Source organism: Brevibacterium samyangense (genome assembly GCF_039529845.1).
GTDB lineage: Bacteria > Actinomycetota > Actinomycetes > Actinomycetales > Brevibacteriaceae > Brevibacterium > Brevibacterium samyangense.
Map to the genome: position 1 here is coordinate 3,031 of NZ_BAAANO010000016.1, position 17,659 is coordinate 20,689.

Annotated in this window: 13 protein-coding genes; 10 read left to right on the plus strand and 3 right to left on the minus strand. The window is 69.9% G+C overall.

The features are described 5' to 3' along the window. The 3 genes from ABD172_RS09045 to ABD172_RS09055 form a co-directional block, all read left to right on the plus strand. On the plus strand, positions 1-1,265 hold a 1,265-nt coding region (locus tag ABD172_RS09045), incomplete at its 5' end, for an adenylate/guanylate cyclase domain-containing protein (protein ID WP_344308922.1). Positions 1,266-1,342: 77 nt separating this feature from the next. Next, the gene (locus tag ABD172_RS09050) at positions 1,343-2,641 is read left to right on the plus strand and encodes a M20 family metallo-hydrolase (RefSeq protein WP_344308924.1); all 1,299 of its coding nucleotides are present in this window, start codon (positions 1,343-1,345) and stop codon (positions 2,639-2,641) included. Then, on the plus strand, positions 2,638-3,888 hold the full coding sequence (locus tag ABD172_RS09055) for a Zn-dependent hydrolase (RefSeq protein WP_344308926.1): 1,251 nt from the start codon (positions 2,638-2,640) through the stop codon (positions 3,886-3,888). Before ABD172_RS09050 ends, ABD172_RS09055 begins: the two co-directional genes overlap by 4 nt. Before the next feature lie 133 nt (positions 3,889-4,021). Here ABD172_RS09055 and ABD172_RS09060 read toward each other — a convergent pair whose 3' ends face one another. After that, positions 4,022-6,727, minus strand: a complete 2,706-nt coding sequence (locus ABD172_RS09060) for a DNA gyrase/topoisomerase IV subunit A (protein WP_344308928.1) — start codon at positions 6,725-6,727, stop codon at positions 4,022-4,024. A 118-nt stretch (positions 6,728-6,845) separates the two neighbouring features. Between ABD172_RS09060 and ABD172_RS09065 the strand changes: the two genes are divergently transcribed. After that, entirely contained in the window at positions 6,846-7,415 is a 570-nt protein-coding gene (locus ABD172_RS09065; protein WP_344308930.1) for a GNAT family N-acetyltransferase, read from the plus strand. A gap of 78 nt (positions 7,416-7,493) precedes the next feature. Here ABD172_RS09065 and ABD172_RS09070 read toward each other — a convergent pair whose 3' ends face one another. Further along, positions 7,494-10,175, minus strand: a complete 2,682-nt coding sequence (locus tag ABD172_RS09070) for a bifunctional acetate--CoA ligase family protein/GNAT family N-acetyltransferase (protein WP_344308932.1) — start codon at positions 10,173-10,175, stop codon at positions 7,494-7,496. 151 nt (positions 10,176-10,326) lie between these two features. Between ABD172_RS09070 and ABD172_RS09075 the strand changes: the two genes are divergently transcribed. Beyond that, positions 10,327-10,926 (plus strand): DUF5998 family protein, encoded by a 600-nt coding sequence (locus ABD172_RS09075; RefSeq protein ID WP_344308934.1) that lies wholly within the window; start codon positions 10,327-10,329, stop codon positions 10,924-10,926. Beyond that, entirely contained in the window at positions 10,923-12,092 is a 1,170-nt protein-coding gene (locus ABD172_RS09080; RefSeq protein WP_344308935.1) for an alkaline phosphatase family protein, read from the plus strand. Before ABD172_RS09075 ends, ABD172_RS09080 begins: the two co-directional genes overlap by 4 nt. Positions 12,093-12,231: 139 nt before the next feature. Here ABD172_RS09080 and ABD172_RS09085 read toward each other — a convergent pair whose 3' ends face one another. Beyond that, positions 12,232-12,684 carry a GtrA family protein gene (locus ABD172_RS09085; protein WP_344308936.1) on the minus strand — a complete coding sequence of 151 codons (453 nt, stop codon included), beginning with the start codon at positions 12,682-12,684 and terminating at the stop codon, positions 12,232-12,234. A 130-nt stretch (positions 12,685-12,814) separates the two neighbouring features. Between ABD172_RS09085 and ABD172_RS09090 the strand changes: the two genes are divergently transcribed. From ABD172_RS09090 to ABD172_RS09105, 4 genes are all read left to right on the plus strand, one after another. Further along, entirely contained in the window at positions 12,815-13,975 is a 1,161-nt protein-coding gene (locus ABD172_RS09090) for a 5-(carboxyamino)imidazole ribonucleotide synthase (protein WP_344308938.1), read from the plus strand. Continuing rightward, complete coding sequence (gene purE / locus ABD172_RS09095; RefSeq protein WP_344308940.1) at positions 13,975-14,562, plus strand: 5-(carboxyamino)imidazole ribonucleotide mutase; 588 nt, start codon at positions 13,975-13,977, stop codon at positions 14,560-14,562. Before ABD172_RS09090 ends, purE begins: the two co-directional genes overlap by 1 nt. A 176-nt stretch (positions 14,563-14,738) precedes the next feature. Continuing rightward, positions 14,739-15,905: an acyl-CoA dehydrogenase family protein gene (locus ABD172_RS09100; RefSeq protein ID WP_344308942.1), complete on the plus strand. Its 1,167-nt coding sequence runs from the start codon at positions 14,739-14,741 to the stop codon at positions 15,903-15,905. Between the two features lie 169 nt (positions 15,906-16,074). Beyond that, a complete protein-coding gene (locus ABD172_RS09105; protein ID WP_344308944.1) occupies positions 16,075-17,490 on the plus strand; it encodes an LCP family protein in 1,416 nt (471 codons plus the stop codon). The last annotated feature ends 169 nt before the right edge of the window (positions 17,491-17,659 follow it).

A 17,659-nucleotide genomic window follows, 5' to 3' on the forward strand; every position in this document is an offset into this window, starting at 1 on the left:
CACCGCCCGCGCCCGAGGCGCCCCGCACTCCGCCGGCCGCCGCGCCGGAGCGGACGGAGACCGGCCGGAACCCGGCGGGCCGGACGACCCCGGTCGCGGGGGAGGCCGCACCGGGAGGAAGCGCCTCGGCCGAGCCGATCCCGGACCGGGCCCAGGGCCCGATGATGCCTGCGGTGGACCCGGACTCGCTCAGCGAGGACGACCGGAAACAGCTCGAGGCGACCGTCGAGCACCTGCGGGAGGCGGCGCAGCACCTCGAGGACGAACTCCTCGGTGGCAAGCGCCAGCTCACCCGCGCGGAGGTCGCGAGCCTCGCGAACGCCTCGGTGCGCAGTGCCCGACAGGTGTGGCGGGCACTCGGGTTCCCGCGCGTGTCCGAGGGGCAGAAGGCATACACGGTCGCGGACGTCGAAGCACTCAGCGACGTCGTCAACATGACCCGCTCGGACGACCTCCTCGACGACGAGACCGCTCTCACCCTCGCCCGCGCGATCGGGCAGACCTCGGACCGCCTCGTCGTGTGGCAGATGGAGGCCCTCGTCGAGTACCTCTCGGACACGAAGGGCCTGAGCGATGTCGAAGCCCGGGCGCAGGCGATCGCGCTCTTCGAGAAGATCGTCGACCCGCTCCAGGACGTCCTCGTGTACGCGTGGCGGCGCAACCTGTCGAACGCCCTCGGCCGGCTCAACGTGAATGTCCCGACGGCGCTCGCGATGGAGAACCGGCAGGGCTGGTACGACTCCTCGATGCCGCTCGCCCGGGCCATCGGGTTCGCGGATCTCGTGTCGTACACGCGTCTTGCGCAGCAGATGGAACCGAAGGAACTCGCGACGATGGTGAAGCGGTTCCAGAACATCGCGTACAACGTCGTCGCGACCGGCGGCGGCCGGGTCATCAAGACGATCGGTGACGAGATCTTCTTCTCCGCGGAGACCCCGCACGCCGGCGCGGAGATCGCCCTCACCCTGAGCGAACGGCTCAAGGAGGACGAGCTCATGCCGGAGTCCCGGGTGGGATTCGCCTGGGGCAAGGTCCTCTCCCGCATGGGTGACATCTTCGGGTCGACCGTCAACCTCGCGGCCCGCCTCGTTGCGGTCGCCGAACCCGGCACCGTCCTCACCGACTGGGACACCGCGCACATCATCAGCCGGACCGACGACTACGTCTTCGGCGACCGGACGGAACTGCATCTCAAGGGACTCGGCGACGTGAGCGTCGTGACGATGTCCCGGGGCACCGCTCCGCCCCTGTCGATCGACGTGTAGCGCGCTCCGCGGTCGCTCCTGCCCTCTCGAGTTCCCCCGCTCCCGTAGGTTCCGCACACAGAAAGGCACACTCCCGCGTGATCCCCACCCCCACGCTCGAATCCCCGCCCGAGGACCGGCTCCTGGCCGATCTGCACGACCTGTCCCGGATCGTCGACCCGGACAAACCCGGGTGGTCCCGTCAGGCCTTCACCGCCTTCGACCGTGACGGTCGTGCCTTCGCCCGCCGTCGGATGGCCGAGGCGGGCCTCGAGACCTGGATGGACGGGGCAGGGAACGTGTTCGGCCTGCTGCGGGGCACGGGTGCCGCCGGCGGCCGGCAGATCATGATCGGCTCCCACACCGACACGGTCGAGAGCGGTGGCCGGTTCGACGGGATCGTCGGTGTTCTCGGGGCGATCGAGGTCGCCCGCCTCCTGCAGGAGTCCGGGGTCACCCTCGCCCACGACCTCGTGGTCGTCGTGTTCTTCGCCGAGGAGGCGAATCCCTTCGGCCTCGGCTGCACCGGGTCCGCGGCGATCACGGGAGTCATCCGCCCCCACCACCTCGACCGCACGGATGTCGACGGGCGCCGGATGGGCGATGCCCTGCCGGACGCCGGGATCGAACCCGAGGAATTCCTCCGGGCGACCTACGACTTCTCGAAGGTGACGGCGTTCCTCGAACTCCACATCGAACAGGGGCCCAACCTCGAGGCCCAGGGCGTGCAGATCGGCGTGGTGGAGACGATCACGGGATTCGCCCGGTTCAGCGCTCTCTTCCGCGGCCGGCAGGACCATGCGGGCACCACCCCGATGGACGTGCGGGCCGACGCCTGCTGTGCGGCCGCCGGCACGATCCTCGCGGTCGAACGGATCGCCGGTGACCGGCCGACGTCCCGTGGCACGTGCGGCATGCTCACCTTCACCCCCATGGCGGTGAACGTCGTCACCGAACTCGCCGAGGTCCGCGGCGAGTTCCGCTCGGACTCCGGCACCTGGCTGCGGGAGGCGGAGCAACGGATCCTCGAGGCAGCGACCGCGGAGGCGTCCACCCGCGGCGTCGAGGTCGAGGTGGAGACCGCCGCCGACGGTGACCCCACCCCGATGACCCCGGGCGTCATGGGCACGATCACCTCCGTCGCCTCCGAGCGGGGCCTCTCCCATGCCCGCATGTTCTCCGGCGCGGGACACGACACGCAGAACATCGCGCTCCACACCGACGTCGGCATGATCTTCGTGCCCTCGGTCGGCGGCCGCAGCCACTGCCCCGAGGAATTCACCGAGACCGCCGACCTCCTCCGCGGGGTCGAGGTGCTCCTCGGCTCCGTCGTCCGCATCGACGCGCAGAACAGCACGGTGCGCAACAACACCTCCCCGGAAGGAGCCACCCGATGACCGCCGTTCCCACCGCTGTCGGATCCCGACTCGCCGGCGATCTGCAGGACCTCGCGGGGATCGTCGATCCCGCTCTCCCCGGCTGGTCCCGTCAGGCGTTCAGCAGCTACGACATCGCCGGTCGCCACCACGCGAAGGGGCTCATGGAGGCCGCCGGCATGGAGACCCGGATCGACGGTGCCGGCAACGTCATCGGCGTCCTGCCCGGTGACGGCACCGCCGGCGGGCGGCAGATCATGCTCGGCTCGCACACCGACACCGTCGAGGGCGGCGGCCGCTTCGACGGCATCATCGGTGTCCTCGGCGCGATCGAGGTCGTCCGACTCGTCCGCGAGTCCGGGATCCGCCTCCACCACGACCTCGTGGTCGTCGTGTTCTTCAACGAGGAGGTCAACCGCTTCGGCATGATCTGCTCGGGCTCCCACGCCTTCGCCGGGGTCCTCCCGCAGTCGGCGCTCGCCCTCGAGGACGACCACGGCACGGCGATGGGCGACGCTCTCCTGCCCGAGGCCGGGATCGACCCGAACGCGATGCTCGACGCCCGCTACGACCTCTCGAAGGTGACGGCGTTCCTCGAGCTCCACATCGAACAGGGCCCCAACCTCGAGAACGAGGGTGTGCAGATCGGCGTCGTGGAGACGATCACCGGTATCTCGCGGTTCACCGCACTGTTCTCCGGGCGTCAGGACCACGCAGGTACGACCCCGATGGACGTGCGGGCGGATGCCTGCTGTGCGGCGGCCGGGACGATCCTCGCGGTCGAACGCATCGCCGGAGACGAGCCGACCTCACGTGGCACGTGCGGCATGCTCACGTTCACCCCGATGGCCGTGAACGTCGTCACCGAGTCCGCGGTGGTCCAGGGCGAGTTCCGGTCGGACTCCGGCACCTGGTTGCGTGACGCCGAGGCGGCCCTCACCGCCGCCGCGAACTCCGAGGCCGCAGGTCGCGGAGTCACCCTCGAACTCGACTGGCGGGCGACCGAGGAACCCATGCCGATGGCGCCGCGGGTCATGGACACGATCACGCAGGTCGCCTCCGAACAGGGACTCTCGCAGGCCCGCATGTTCTCCGGCGCCGGCCACGATTCGCAGATCCTCGCGCCGTTCACCGACGTCGGCATGATCTTCGTGCCCTCGGTCGGCGGCCGCAGCCACTGCCCCGAGGAGTTCACCGAGCTCGACGACATCCTCCGCGGGGTCGACGTGCTCCTCGGCGCGGTCCTCCGGATCGACGGGGGAGCCTGACGCTCCGGACGCGCCACTGACAAGCCGCCGGTGACACGCATGGGCCCGGCCGACCACCACCTGCGGATGCGGAAGGTTGTCGGCCGGGCCCATGCGTGTCGGTGAGAGGCGCGGTGCCTGAAGAGGGGGAACCTCAGAAGAGCGGCTTCTCCTCGTCGTCACGAGACACGATGACCGCGCCGTCGGCCGCCTCGGCGTTCGCGGCGCGGGCGATCTCCGCCTTCCGGTCCTCGCGGGAGTCGTCCCCGAGGTCGAGCGGCACGGCCATTCCGCCGGCTCCGGAACCACTCGCACCGGAACCTCCGGCAGCGGCCCCGGCGCCCGCACCCGAGGCGCCCGCCGGGTCCTCGGCGCCCGGCGCCTCCGCCGTGGTGCCCGTCGCTCCGTCACCACTCGACGCGAGCGCTCCGTGCGCGTGCGGCACAGTGCCGATCGCATCGACCTTCTGTTCGAGCGGGGAACCGGCGCCGTCGCGCCGGGACAGCTCGTCGGGGAGCTTGCGTGCGCCGCCGGCGCTCGCGGCCGCCTGCGGGGACGGGCCCGCGAAGGCGAGGGTGAGAGCGGTCTCGCTCTTGAGGAAACGATGGGCGCGGACACCACCGGTCGCACGGCCCTTCATCGGGAACTCGCCGAGCTCGGACACCTTGACCGAGTGCGTCGGATTGCCGTCGAAGGTCTCCCCGAGCGCGATGGTGACGACCCGGTTGTCGTCCTCCGGCCGGACGAGGTCGAAGGAGATCACGTGGGCGTCCGCCGCGAGTTTGATGCCCGCGACCCCGCCGGCGCCCCAGCCCTGGGCACGGAGTCCGTCGGTGCCGAAGGTGAGGAGCTGCGCGTTCGAGGCGACGAACACGGCGCGGGCGGAGTCGATGTCCTCGGTCTGTCCGAGGCCGACGACCTCGTCCTTCGGCTTGAGACCGATGACCTCCCATGTGTCCTTCGACCCGGGGGCGGCACCTCCGGCGACCCGTTTCACGACGCCCGCGCGGGTGCCGAGGACGAAGTCCCGGGAGAAGTCGACGACTCCGACGACCTTCTCCTTGGCCTCGAGCGTGAGGAAGTCGGTGATCTTCACCCCGCCGGCCAGTCCCGGTCGGGTGGCCTGGGGCGGGATCACGGGGAGGTCGACGACCTCAAGGGGGATGATCCGTCCGGTCTGCGTCACCGCCCCGAGGCGCCCGCGGCTCGTCGTCGCGAGCTGGGACCGCAGGGCGTCGTGGGAGACACGGCGGCCCTCGGTGGGCAGCGGGTTGCGGGCGTTCGTCCGGGCGATCCGCCCCGAGGTGGACAGGAGGACCCAGCAGGGGGAGTCCGCGATCGTGAGGTCCTTCGCGACCTTCTTGCTGCGGGACCTGAGTTCCTTGAGCGAGCCCTCGACGAGGACGGTGCGGCGCGGCGAGTCGATCGCCTCGGCGGTGGCACCGAGCTCCGAGGACACGAGTGCCCGGAGCTTCGCCCCGTCGGCGAGGATCGATTCGAGTTCCGCGATCCGCTCCTGAAGGGAGTCTCGCTCGGCCTCGAGTTCGATGCGGGAGAACCGGGTGAGGCGGCGCAGCTGGAGGTCGAGGATGTAGGTCGCCTGGATCTCCGTGAGATCGAAGACGTCCATGAGGCGGGTGCGCGCAGTCGCGGCATCGTCGGAGCCGCGGATGAGCTGGATGACCTCGTCGATGTCGAGGATCGCCAGGAGCAGCCCCTCGACGAGGTGCAGGCGGTCCTTCGCCTTCCCGAGCTGGAACACGGTGCGACGACGGACGACGTCGATGCGGTGACCGAGGTAGACCTCGAGGAGCGGCTTGAGCCCGAGGGTCTGCGGCTGCCCGTCGACGAGGCACACGTTGTTGATGCCGAACGACTCCTCCATGGGGGTGAGTCGGTAGAGCTCCTCGAGGACGGCCTCGGTGTTGAAACCGTTCTTGACGCCGATGACGAGGCGCAGGCCGTGCTTGCGGTCGGAGAAATCATCGATCGAGGTGACGCCGGCGAGCTTCTTGTTGTTCACCGCGTCCTTGACCTTCTCGATCACCTTCTCCGGGCCGACCCCGTACGGCAGTTCGGTGACCGTGATGCCGCGGCGGCGCGCGGTGAGGCTCTCGAACTGCACCGTGGCGCGGGTGCGGAAGGTGCCGCGGCCGGTCGCATACGCGTCGCGGATCCCGTCGAGGCCGATGATCCGTCCGCCGGAGGGCAGATCCGGTCCCGGCACGTACCGCATGAGTTCCTCGAGCGAGGCCTCGGGGTTCTCGAGGAGGTGGCGGGCCGCGGCGATGACCTCGCCCGGGTTGTGCGGTGCCATGTTCGTCGCCATGCCGACCGCGATGCCGGAGGCGCCGTTGATGAGGAGGTTCGGGAACGCTGCGGGCAGCACCTCGGGCTGCTGGACCGTGTTGTCGTAGTTCGGGACGAAGTCGACGACGTCCTCGTCGAGACCGGCGATCATCGCCATCGACGCCTGCGTGAGCTTCGCCTCCGTGTACCGGGGCGCCGCCGGGCCGTCGTCGAGCGAACCGAAGTTGCCGTGACCGTCGACGAGCGGCACGCGCATGACGAAGTCCTGCGAGAGGCGTACGAGGGCGTCGTAGATCGCGGAGTCGCCGTGCGGGTGGAGTTTGCCCATGACGTCGCCGACGATGCGCGAGGACTTCACGTGCCCGCGGTCCGGGCGCAGTCCCATCTCGCCCATCTGGTAGACGATGCGGCGTTGGACCGGCTTGAGTCCGTCACGCGCATCCGGGAGCGCCCGGGCGTAGATCACCGAGTACGCGTACTCCAGGAACGAGGTCTCCATCTCCTCGGAGACGTCGATGTCGACGGTCTTTCCAGCGACCGACTCGGTCATAGAACTCCTCGATTCGAATCCGGATGCGATGTCCGATTCTACGTCCTATTTCCCGCGGGCCTTCCACGATGCGGGCATGAAGTACCCGAACGAGCGTTCGGTGTTTGAGAATGGGAGCATGAATGCTCCCGTTGCCGCCACCGGTGTCCTCGCCCCCGTGTCCTCCTCCGTCGACGTCGCACCTGCCGAGGCGCCCCGCACCACGCGCTTCACGCCCGCCGAGGTCGCCGCGCACGCCTCCGAGCTGCTGCGCGTCCAGCACGCGGCATTCCGCGTGGAGGCGGAGATCCTCGGCCATGACGACATCCCGTACCTCCGCGAGACGGAGGAGGACATCGTCGATCCGGCGCTCGTGTGGTTCGTCGACCTCGGTGGGGCCGGTGAGGTCCGGGGTGCCATCGCGCTCACCGACACCGCGGCGGGAGCGGCGGCACGCGGACGCTCCGTCCGGTCGCGTGCCCCGTGGCTCATCACGCGCGTCATGGTCGATCCCGCGTTCCACCGGCGGGGCGTCGCGGGCAGGCTCCTCGAACAGGTGCAGGCGAAGGGGGAGGGCCTCGTCGTCGTCACGAGCGAGGAGAACCCGCCGGGGATCCGGATGTACCGCAAACACGGCTTCACCCGTGGCGCGGACCTGCCGGCCGACAGCGGGATCGGCCCGCTCGTCGAGTACGAGTGGCGACCCTGAGGGCAGGACACGGGAGAGTTCCGTGTCGCCGGGATCGACGTGTCGCCGGGATCGCCGGGGCCGTCGGGCGCCTCGATCTCAGCCGATGAAGAGGCGGCGGCGGAACGAGTCCATGCGGTCGCTCGCGGCCACGAGTTCGACCTTGATGCTGAGGACGTGTGCGTCGGTCTCCGTCACCATGACCGGACGGATCTCCACCTCGCGGATCGCCGGGAAGTCGTCGACGAGCGTCGACAGTCGCAGGAGGATGTCCTCGATCGGGGCGACATTCATGACCGGCAACCCCTTGTAGCCGAAGAGGCGCGGTGAGGACCGCAGTCCGCGGACCATCTGCCGGGCGTCGACGTCCGTGAGCGGGGCGACGCGGTGGGCGACGTCGTCGAGGAGTTCCGAGGTGTCCCCCGCGAGCGAGAACGACACCATGGGGCCGAGGAGCGGATCCTCACCGGCCCGGATCACGCACGAGGTGCCCGGGGGCGCCATCGGCTGGACGTCGATCCCGTGGTCGTCGTCGGGACCGAGGACCGCTTCGATGACACGGCGGATCCCGTTCCAGTCCTCCTCGAGTTCCTCCGGGTCGTCGATGTTGAGGCGTACTCCACCGAGTTCGAGGCGGTGGCGCAGTCGCGTGCTCACGGCCTTGAGGGCGACGGGGTACCCGAGCTCCTCGGCGGCGGCCTTCGCCTCCTCCACCGAGTGCGAGGCGAGGTAGGGCACACCGGAGACCCCGTAGCACTCGAGGAGCGCATTCGCGTCCTCGCGGGAGAGGCTCACCCGGCGACCGGCCTCGACGCCGGAGAGGTTCCGTTCGATGATCGCGCGGGCGCCGCGTTCGTCGATCGCGTCGAACTCCGGGTAGGTGCCGCGGTCCGACTTCCGCCACATCGCGTACTCGGTGGCATGGGAGAGCGCCCACACGGCGTCCTCCGGACCCATGAACGACGGCACCGCGTGCGCGGTGCGGTTGCCGTCCTCGTCGATCGTGTGGGCGGTGAGCGCGTCCTTGACGCCGTGGACCCCGAGGAAGCAGGCGACGGTCGTGCGCCCCGACCGGGCCGCCTCGGTCGCGACGATGCGGGCGACCTCGGCCTCCTCGGCGCCGGCGGAGGGGGTGAAGATCACGACGACGGAGTCGACGGTCGGGTCCTCGTAGACCTCCGTGAGCGCGGCACCGAACTCCTCGGCGGACACCTCCGGGTGGAGGGAGACCGGCGGTGCGTCGACCCGCAGGCCTGCGGCACGTGCGCGCTGGACGACGAGTGTCGAGAGAGCGGCGGAGTTCCCGATGACACCGACGCGGCGGCCACCGGGCAGCGGCTGCGAGGTGAAGACCTGGGCGATGTCGAAGAGCTGGTGGATCGTGTCGGCGCGGATGACACCGGCCTGCGTGAGCACCTGGTCGAGAGCCTTGCCCGAGAGCGAGGACAGGCGGACGGTGTGCCCGGGCGGCAGCTCCCGTCCCGTGAAATCGCTCTTGATGACGATGACGGGCTTGACCCGGGAGACCCGGCGGGCGATCCGGCTGAACTTTCGCGGGTTGCCGATCGACTCGAAGTACAGGCCGACGACGCTCGTCGCGGGATCCTCCTCCCAGTACTGAAGGACGTCGTTGCCCGAGAGGTCCGCGCGGTTGCCCGCGGAGACGAACGTCGAGATCCCCAGCCCGCGCGTCTTCGCTGCGGCCAGGAGCGCGGTCCCGAGGGCACCGGACTGGCTGAACAGGCCGAGTGCGCCGGGATCGGGCAGGAAGGGAGCGAGCGAGGCGTTGAGGGAGACGTCCTCCGCGGTGTTCGCGAGGCCGAAGGAGTTCGGTCCGACGACCCGCATGCCGTGGGAACGGGCGGTCGCGACCATGGTGCGCTGGAGCTCGAGGCCGTGCTCGCCGGTCTCGGCGAAGCCCGAGGAGATGACGACGACGGCCTTGACCCCGTGGGCCGCGCAGTCGCGGACGACGTCGGAGACGGCCTCGGCCGGCACTGCGATGATCGCGAGGTCGACGGGCCTGCCGATCTCGTCGAGGGCCTTCACCGCGGGAATGCCGACGACCGCCTCGGCCTCCGGGTGGACGACGTGGATGCGACCGTTGAACCCGGCCGTCGTGAGGTTGCGCAGGAGGAGGTTACCGGTCGAGTTCTTCTTGCGGCTCGCACCGATGACGACGACCGACCGGGGGCTGAGAGCCTGCCGGACGCTCAGTGCCTCCGCACGGTGTTCGCGCGCCTCCTGCACCTGGATCGACTTCTCGGTCGGATCGATGTCGAAGCGCACGGCGACGACACCGTCGTCGAACTCACGGGAGACCTCGTACCCGGCGGCGGCGAACACCTGGAGCATCGAGCGGTTCTGGGGGAGGACCTCGGCGGTGAAAACGGAGATGCCGCGTTCGCGGGCCGCAGCGGCGAGGTGTTCGAGGAAGATCGACCCGAGTCCCCGCCCCTGGTGGGCGTCGGCGATGTTGAAGGCCACCTCGGCGGAACGCTCGTCGAGGCGGTCGTACCGGGCGATGCCGATGATCTCGTCGCCGATCGTCATGACGAACGCCACGCGGTCGTGGTAGTCGACGTGGACGAAACGGTCGAGGTCACGCTTGGGGATGGCGGGCAGGGGTGCGAAGAACCGCAGGTAGATCGACTCCGGCGACTGCTTGGAGTGCATCTCCTGGATCGCCTCGGCGTCGGAGGGGACGATGGGCCGCAGGTGCGCCGTTGCACCGTCGCGCAGCACGACATCGGCTTCCCAGTACTCGGGGTACGATTCCATGCCGCTCACTATAGGGAATGCGCATGTCGTCCGGGTTGCCGCCGCGGGAACGGGGCACGAGCACCGGCCGGGGTCCGGCGCCCCGTCCGGCGATTCGTCCGGCCAGGGACGGGCGCAGGTCCGACGCGACCTCGCCCCTAGAATGGAGTGCATGTCGTCCATTCCGCATGCGCTCGTCTCCGATCTCCAGGCCGCCGGGTACTACCCGCAACTCACGGGCAGCATGCTCGTCGAGGCCCTGTACGGCGAGGAAGTGCTCGCGCATCTCGTGCACATGGACACGCACGTCGACTACGACTCGATCCACCGCCACGTCACCGCGTTCGCCGTCACCGACACCCGCCTGCTCCTCGTCCACGTCGACGACGAGCACGAGGCCGCGGCACCGGGCCGGATGCCCCGCGGTGCCACCTCGGTCGAGGACGTGCCGCTCGAGAACCTCCGCACCGTGCTCATCGGCCGCACCTACGAGGACCCCGCCCGGTACCGCGTCGGTGACCGGCCCGCCGAGGTCCAGGTGACGGTCGGCTGGGGCTCGACCCGGCACCTCGACGTCTACCCCGAGGCGTGCACCGACCCGAACTGCCAGGAGGACCACGGCTACGGCGGGCGGATCCTCAGCGACGACGTCGTGCTCCGGGTCTCGAAGGAGGCCGAGGGACAACCCGCCGTCGACCGCGCCGAACACTTCGCCCTCACCCTGCGGCGTGCGGTGTTCGACGCCCGCCGGAACGCGGGCGCACGCGGATGACCCGCGCGTCCGGCGCCTTCGCCGCCCCCGACTACCGGGGCTCGCACCTCCTGTCCGACCTCGTGCCCGCCGCGGCACTCGGCCTCGGGGCCGCCGAGGTGCTGGACGACACAGCCCGGACCCGCGCCGCGGCGCTCGCCCCCGACACCGACCTCCGGGTCGCCGTCGTCGTCCTCGTCGACGGGATGGGCGAGGAATTGTTGCGGTCCCGCGCCGCGCACACCCCGTTCCTCCGCTCGCTCCTGCCCGACCTCGTGCCGATGAGTGCGGGGTTCCCGTCGACGACGGCGAACTCGCTGTCCTCCCTCGGCACCGGCCTGCTGCCCGGATCCCACGGGGTCGTCGGATACCGCGTGCTCGATCCGTCCCGCGACGTCGTCGTCAACCAGCTCACATGGGATCCGGACGTCGATCCGGAGGTCTGGGTGCCGGACTCCACCCTGTTCGAACGTCTCGAGGACGCCGACGTCGACGTCGTGAGCCTCGGGGAACCGAAGTTCGCCGGCCGCGGTCTCAACCAGGCGTCGCTGCGCGGCGGACGGTTCCGGGGATCGGGGAATCTCGCGGACCGCGTGCGGCACGCGATCGAGGAGGTCCGGGCACCGGGCCGGCGCCTCGTCTACCTCTACTGGGGGAATCTCGACAAGACCGGGCACATGCACGGCGTCGACTCCTGGGACTGGCTCGAGGAGCTCGAGTCGCTCGACGCCCACCTGTCCTCGCTCGCCCAGGCGATCGGGCCGGACACCGGCCTGTTCATCACCGCCGACCACGGGATGGTCGACGTGCCGCATGCGAACCGCCTCGACCTCGCGGAGAATCCTGCGTTGCTGAACGGGGTCCGGGCCGTCGGCGGCGAACCGCGTGCTGTGCATCTCTACGCCGAGGCCGGCGCGGCTCCCGACGTCCGCGCCGCCTTCGCCGAGCGGGTGGGGGAGCGGGCCCACGTCCTCACCCGTGAGGACGCCGTCGCCGGGGGCTGGTTCGGGCCCGTGCGGCCGCGCAACCTCGACCGGATCGGCGATGTGCTCGTCGTGTGCGGTGAGGGGTTCGGCATCGTCGACTCCGCCCACGACTCCCCGTCCGCTCTGTCGCTCGTGGGGCACCACGGGGGAGTGACCGAGCAGGAACTGCGCATCCCGCTGCTGCGCGCCCTCGGGAACTGAGGGCATTCGGGAACCGACGACTGTCGGCAACCCGACGACCGGGGCCCGGTGGCTCGAGTTGCCGGTGACGTCCCGAGTCGGCGGCAGAATCCGCACGACTCAGGTGGCACATCGGGATTCTGCCCGGACCCCGGGGACCTCATTCCAGCGGCACGACCTCGCGACGGACGGGCGGCCGGCCGGGGCGCACGCGGTAGATGACGAAGCGGTACATCGCGTACCGGAAGATGTTGCCGAGGCCCACGCCGACGATGTTGCCGGAGAGGTTGTCGGCGAGGGCACTCGTGAGGCCGAGGACGTGGTTCGAGAACCACAGGCATCCGAGGGCGATGAGGAGGCCGCCGGCGTTCACGAGGAAGAACCCGACCGCCTCCTTGCCGGCGGAGTTCCGTCTCCCGTCGCGGAAGGTCCAGTACCGGGACCCGACCCACGAGACGGCGGTCGCGCACACGACGGAGACGATCTTCGCCCCGATCGGACCGGCGAGGTCCTCGGGGCGCAGGAGATTGAAGACGAGCACGTCGACGACGAAGGCGATCCCGCCGATGACGGAGAACTTCGCGACCCGCAGGGCCTCCCGGCGCGCACCCATGTCGCTGCAGTTCCCCCCTCGTGTCGTGTGCCTCGCCCGGTCGTCCGGGCCGGAGACGATTCTCTCACGGGGAAACTGTGAGACCCGAACCCGTGCGCGGGTGGTGGGCCGCCTCGGATAGACTTCGGGGGTGAGTTTTCCCAAGATCGGAGTCGTCGGCGGCGGCCAGTTGGCCCGCATGATGGCCCCCGCAGCAGAAGCCCTCGGCGTCCAGTTCCATCTCCTGTCCGAGGCGGAGGACTCCTCCGCCGCACAGGTCTCGGCCTACACGACGGTCGGTGACTACACGGACTACGCCACTCTCGAGGCGTTCGCACGGACCGTGGACGTCCTCACCTTCGATCACGAGCACGTCCCGCCGGCGCACCTCGAGAAGCTCGTCACCGCCGGGCACGCGGTGCACCCGGGCCCGGACGCCCTCATCCACGCGCAGGACAAACTCGTCATGCGCGCGAAGATGGACGACCTCGGTCTGCCCAACCCGACCTGGGCGAAGGTGACGAACGAGGACGAACTCACCGCCTTCGGTGAGAGCACCGGCTGGCCGATCGTCGTGAAGACCCCGCGCGGTGGATACGACGGTCACGGCGTCCGCGTGATCTCCGCAGCGTCCGAGGTTGCCGACTGGTTCGCTGACTTCGATGCCCTCCTCGCCGAGGAGAAGATCGATTTCACGCGCGAACTCGCCGTCATGGTCGGCCGGTCCCCGATGGGACAGACCGCGGTGTGGCCGGTCGTCGCGACCTACCAGCAGGACGGCATCTGCAAGGAGGCCGTCGCACCGGCACCGGGGATCCCCGCGGAGCTCGCGACCCGCATCCAGGGCGACGTCCTCACCGTCGCCGGTGCCCTCGGTGTCACCGGTGTCATGGCGATGGAGATGTTCGAGACCGCGGACGGCTACGTCGTCAACGAACTCGCGATGCGCCCGCACAACACCGGCCACTGGACCCAGGACGGCTCCGTCACGAGCCAGTTCGAACAGCACCTGCGTGCGGTCCTCGATCTGCCCCTCGGCGACCCCTCCGCGCTCGCCCCGGTGACGGTGATGGTGAATGTCCTCGGCGCCGACCGCGAGGACCTCTACCCCGCGTACCTCCACGTCATGGCACACGACCCGCAGGTGAAGGTGCACATGTACGGCAAGGCGGCACGCCCCGGCCGCAAGCTCGGCCACGTGAACCTCGTGGGCGAATCCGCCGACGAGGTGCTCCGCCGTGCCCGTCACGCCGCGGACTTCATCGCCGGCGTCGACACGAACCCGTACCCCGACCGCGAGGAGACCGCGTGATGACCGCGTCCACCACCGGCGAGGCGCCCGCAGCGCCCACCACCCCCGTCGTCGGCATCGTCATGGGCTCGGACTCCGACTGGCCGACGATGTCCGCCGCCGCGGAGATCCTCGATTCCTTCGGGATCACGTACTCGGTCGAGGTCGTGAGCGCCCACCGGATGCCGCACGAGATGATCGAATGGGGCACCACCGCGGCCGACCGCGGACTGCGCGTCGTCATCGCCGGTGCCGGGGGAGCGGCCCACCTGCCGGGCATGATCGCCTCCGTCACTTCGTTGCCGGTCATCGGTGTTCCCGTCCCGCTCACGTACCTCGACGGTATGGACTCCCTCCTCTCGATCGTGCAGATGCCCGGCGGAGTCCCCGTCGCGACGGTCTCCATCGGCAATGCGAAGAACGCCGGACTCCTCGCCGCTCGCATCCTCGGTGCCGGCACCGGGGCGGACGCCGAGGCGATCCGCAGCGCCATGGACACGTACCGCGGCGACCTCAGGGCGGAGGCCGAGGCCAAGGGTGCGAAACTCGCCGCCCGGGTCGGCGCCTCGGCTCCGGGCGCCGGTGCGGGAGCGGCCGCGGGTTCCTGAGGACCCGCTGCGCGAAACCTGCGCACGTGTGCTGGTTCCGCGGGTCGTGGACGCGGTGCCTCCCCTCGCCGCTATAGGCTCGTGGCGAGCGTCACCGGTGCCGCGCGACGGAGCAGTCGTGCCCGAGGGCACGGGTGCCGCCGCCCGCAGACACCGTAGAAGCAGAAGGAGCGCCCATGCCCGCGAAGACCACCGCATTCGATCTCTTCCGGACGACCGACGACCACGAGGAACTCCGTTCCGTCGTCCGGTCCCTCGTGACGGAGAAGATCACCCCGTACGCCGCCGAGGTGGACGCCGAGTCCCGGTACCCGCAGGAGGCGCACGACGCCCTCCTCGCGACCGACCTCTACGCGGCACACGTGCCGGAGGAGTACGGCGGGGCCGGGGCCGACGCGCTCGCGGTGGCGATCATCATCGAGGAGGTCGCCCGCGGCTGCGTGTCCTCCTCCCTCATCCCCGCGGTGAACAAGCTCGGCTCGATGCCGGTGCAGCTCGGCGGGAACGAGGAGATCAAGGCGAAGTACCTCTCCGCACTCGCCGGTGGCCGAGGATTCTCCTACGGCCTGTCCGAACGCGAAGCCGGATCGGACACCGCGTCGATGAGGACCCGTGCGGTCCGCGACGGGGACGACTGGGTGCTCAACGGCGTGAAGACGTGGATCACGAACGCCGGGGTGAGCGATTTCTACACCGTCATGGCCGTGACCGATCCGGACGGCAAACGCGGCAACAACATCACCGCGTTCGTCGTCGAGAAGGGTGATGAGGGCTTCACCTTCGGCGAGAAGGAACGCAAGCTCGGTGTCAAGGGCAGCCCGACCCGCGAACTCTTCTTCGAGAACTGCCGGATCCCCGGCGACCGGATCGTCGGCGAGGTCGGCGAGGGACTCAAGATCGCCCTCCGGACCCTCGATCACACCCGGGTCACGATCGCCGCGCAGGCCGTCGGTGTCGCCCAGGGCGCCCTCGACTACGCGCGCGACTACGTGAAGGAGCGCATGCAGTTCGGCAAACGCATCGCGGACTTCCAGGCCATCCAGTTCATGCTCGCGGACATGGGCATGAAACTCGAGGCCGCACGCCAGCTCACCTATGTCGCCGCCGCGAAGAGCGAGCGCAGCGACGAGGACCTCGGCTACTTCGGTGCGGCGGCGAAGGCCCTCGCCTCCGACACCGCGATGGCGATCACGACCGACGCCGTGCAGTTGCTCGGTGGCGCCGGATACGTCCAGGACCACCCGGTCGAGCGCATGATGCGTGACGCGAAGATCACCCAGATCTACGAGGGGACGAACCAGATCCAGCGACTCGTCATGGGACGCGCCCTCCTCAGGGGCTGAGACCGCCGGTACCGGACCCGGCCCCACCCGGTCATTTCCACCCACACCGACCCGTTCACCGCGAGAGGACCGCACCATCAGTACGCACACCCCGCGTCGGCTCACGTACGTCGACCCGATCAGGAACCCCCAGTACGCCGATTCCCGGGGCCGGGACGCGCGTGGCTGGGTGCTCCTCGGTGCCGCGTTCGTCCTCCCGGGCGCCGTGCAGTCCCTGCTCGGTGCCCGGCGGTGGGGACGGATCGCGATGGGCGGGTACCTCGGCAGCCTCGCTCTCCTCGTTCTCCTCCTCGTCGCGGTGTTCGTCCGCCGTGAGTTCGTCTTCACCCTCGGGACGAGCCCGGTGGCGCTCGCACTTCTCACCCTGTGGCTCCTCGTCGTCGCCGTCGGGTGGATCCTCACGTTCCTCGACGCGATCCGACGCATCCGCCTCGTGACCCTGAGTGCCGGGACCCGGAAGAAGTTCCTCTCTGTCGCACTCGTGTGCGCGCTCGTCGTCGGTGGAGGACTGTCCTACGGGGCGGTGATGATGAACAGCCAACGGTCCTTCATGTCGTCGATCTTCGCCTCGGGCGGCGCGCAGAAACCCGTCGACGGCCGGTACAACATCGCCCTCCTCGGTTCCGATGCCGGGGACGGTCGCGAAGGGATCCGCCCCGACAGCATCTCCGTCGTGTCGATCGACGCGAACACCGGGCAGACCGTCGTCATCGGCCTGCCCCGCAATATGCAGAACGTGCCCTTCCCCGAGGACTCGCCGCTGCACGCGGAGTACCCGGACGGTTACGACTGCGGCGACGAGTGCCTCCTCAACGCGGTCTATCAGCTCGGTGAACAGCACGCCGAGAGCTTCGAGGATCCGGCGCTCGCCGGCCCACGGGCGATGATGGACGCGATGAGCGGCGCCACGGGCCTCACGGTCCAGTACTACGCGATGATCGACCTCAAGGGCTTCGAGAGCCTCATCGACGCGCTCGGCGGGATCTCCCTCGTCTCCGGTGTACGGGTGCCCGTGTCGGCCCCGATCGACAAGTCGACGGGCGAGCACGGCCCGGTGCGCGAGTGGATGGAGCCCGGAGAACTCGAGCTCGACGGCTTCCACGCCCTCTGGTACGCCCGCTCCCGCGAGTTCTCGAGCGACTACGAACGCATGGTCCGGCAACGCTGCGTCCAGGAGGCGATGCTCCGACAGCTCGATCCCGCGACGGTCCTCGTGCGGTACCAGGCCATCGCCCAGGCCGCCCCCGACGTCGTCTCCACGGACATCCCGCAGTCGATGGTGGACCGGTTCGTCGACCTCGCTCTCGAGGCGAAGTCGGGGAACATGGAGACGCTCAACCTCACGCCGCCGCGCGTGACCCCCTCGACCCCCGACTTCGAAGAGGCGCACGCCCTCGTCGCCGAGGCGATCGCCGCCTCGGCGGAGGCCCCCACCGAGGAGGCGGCGGCCGGGATCCCCGGCACGGATGCACCGGTGACGGTCCTCGCGATGGGCGTCGGCACCCCGGCCGTGCTCGCTGCCGGCACCGACGCAGGGAACGCCGACGACGGCGAGGGTGACCGTGCGATCTGCTACGTGGAGTGAATCCGGAAATTTTCCTTCTCGGCGTGTCGCGCTTGATCTCGGGAAACGACATCCGTGTAATTCCCGCTCGGGCCGAAATCCGCCTGTGAGTGCCTGTGTGTCCTGTGCAAGAATCCGAAGCTGTTGAGCTGAATCAGCCCCGTTCGCGGGGTGATGTCGACTCGTGAAA

Bases quoted from the DNA above. Each gene is read 5' to 3' on its own strand.
- ABD172_RS09100 (WP_344308942.1), top strand. From the start codon at position 14,739: ATGCCCGCGAAGACCACCGCATTCGATCTCTTCCGGACGACCGACGAC.
- purE (WP_344308940.1), top strand. From the start codon at position 13,975: ATGACCGCGTCCACCACCGGCGAGGCGCCCGCAGCGCCCACCACCCCC.
- ABD172_RS09055 (WP_344308926.1), top strand. From the start codon at position 2,638: ATGACCGCCGTTCCCACCGCTGTCGGATCCCGACTCGCCGGCGATCTG.
- ABD172_RS09070 (WP_344308932.1), bottom strand. From the start codon at position 10,175: ATGGAATCGTACCCCGAGTACTGGGAAGCCGATGTCGTGCTGCGCGAC.
- ABD172_RS09075 (WP_344308934.1), top strand. From the start codon at position 10,327: ATGTCGTCCATTCCGCATGCGCTCGTCTCCGATCTCCAGGCCGCCGGG.
- ABD172_RS09065 (WP_344308930.1), top strand. From the start codon at position 6,846: ATGAATGCTCCCGTTGCCGCCACCGGTGTCCTCGCCCCCGTGTCCTCC.
- ABD172_RS09060 (WP_344308928.1), bottom strand. From the start codon at position 6,727: ATGACCGAGTCGGTCGCTGGAAAGACCGTCGACATCGACGTCTCCGAG.
- ABD172_RS09085 (WP_344308936.1), bottom strand. From the start codon at position 12,684: ATGGGTGCGCGCCGGGAGGCCCTGCGGGTCGCGAAGTTCTCCGTCATC.
- ABD172_RS09080 (WP_344308935.1), top strand. From the start codon at position 10,923: ATGACCCGCGCGTCCGGCGCCTTCGCCGCCCCCGACTACCGGGGCTCG.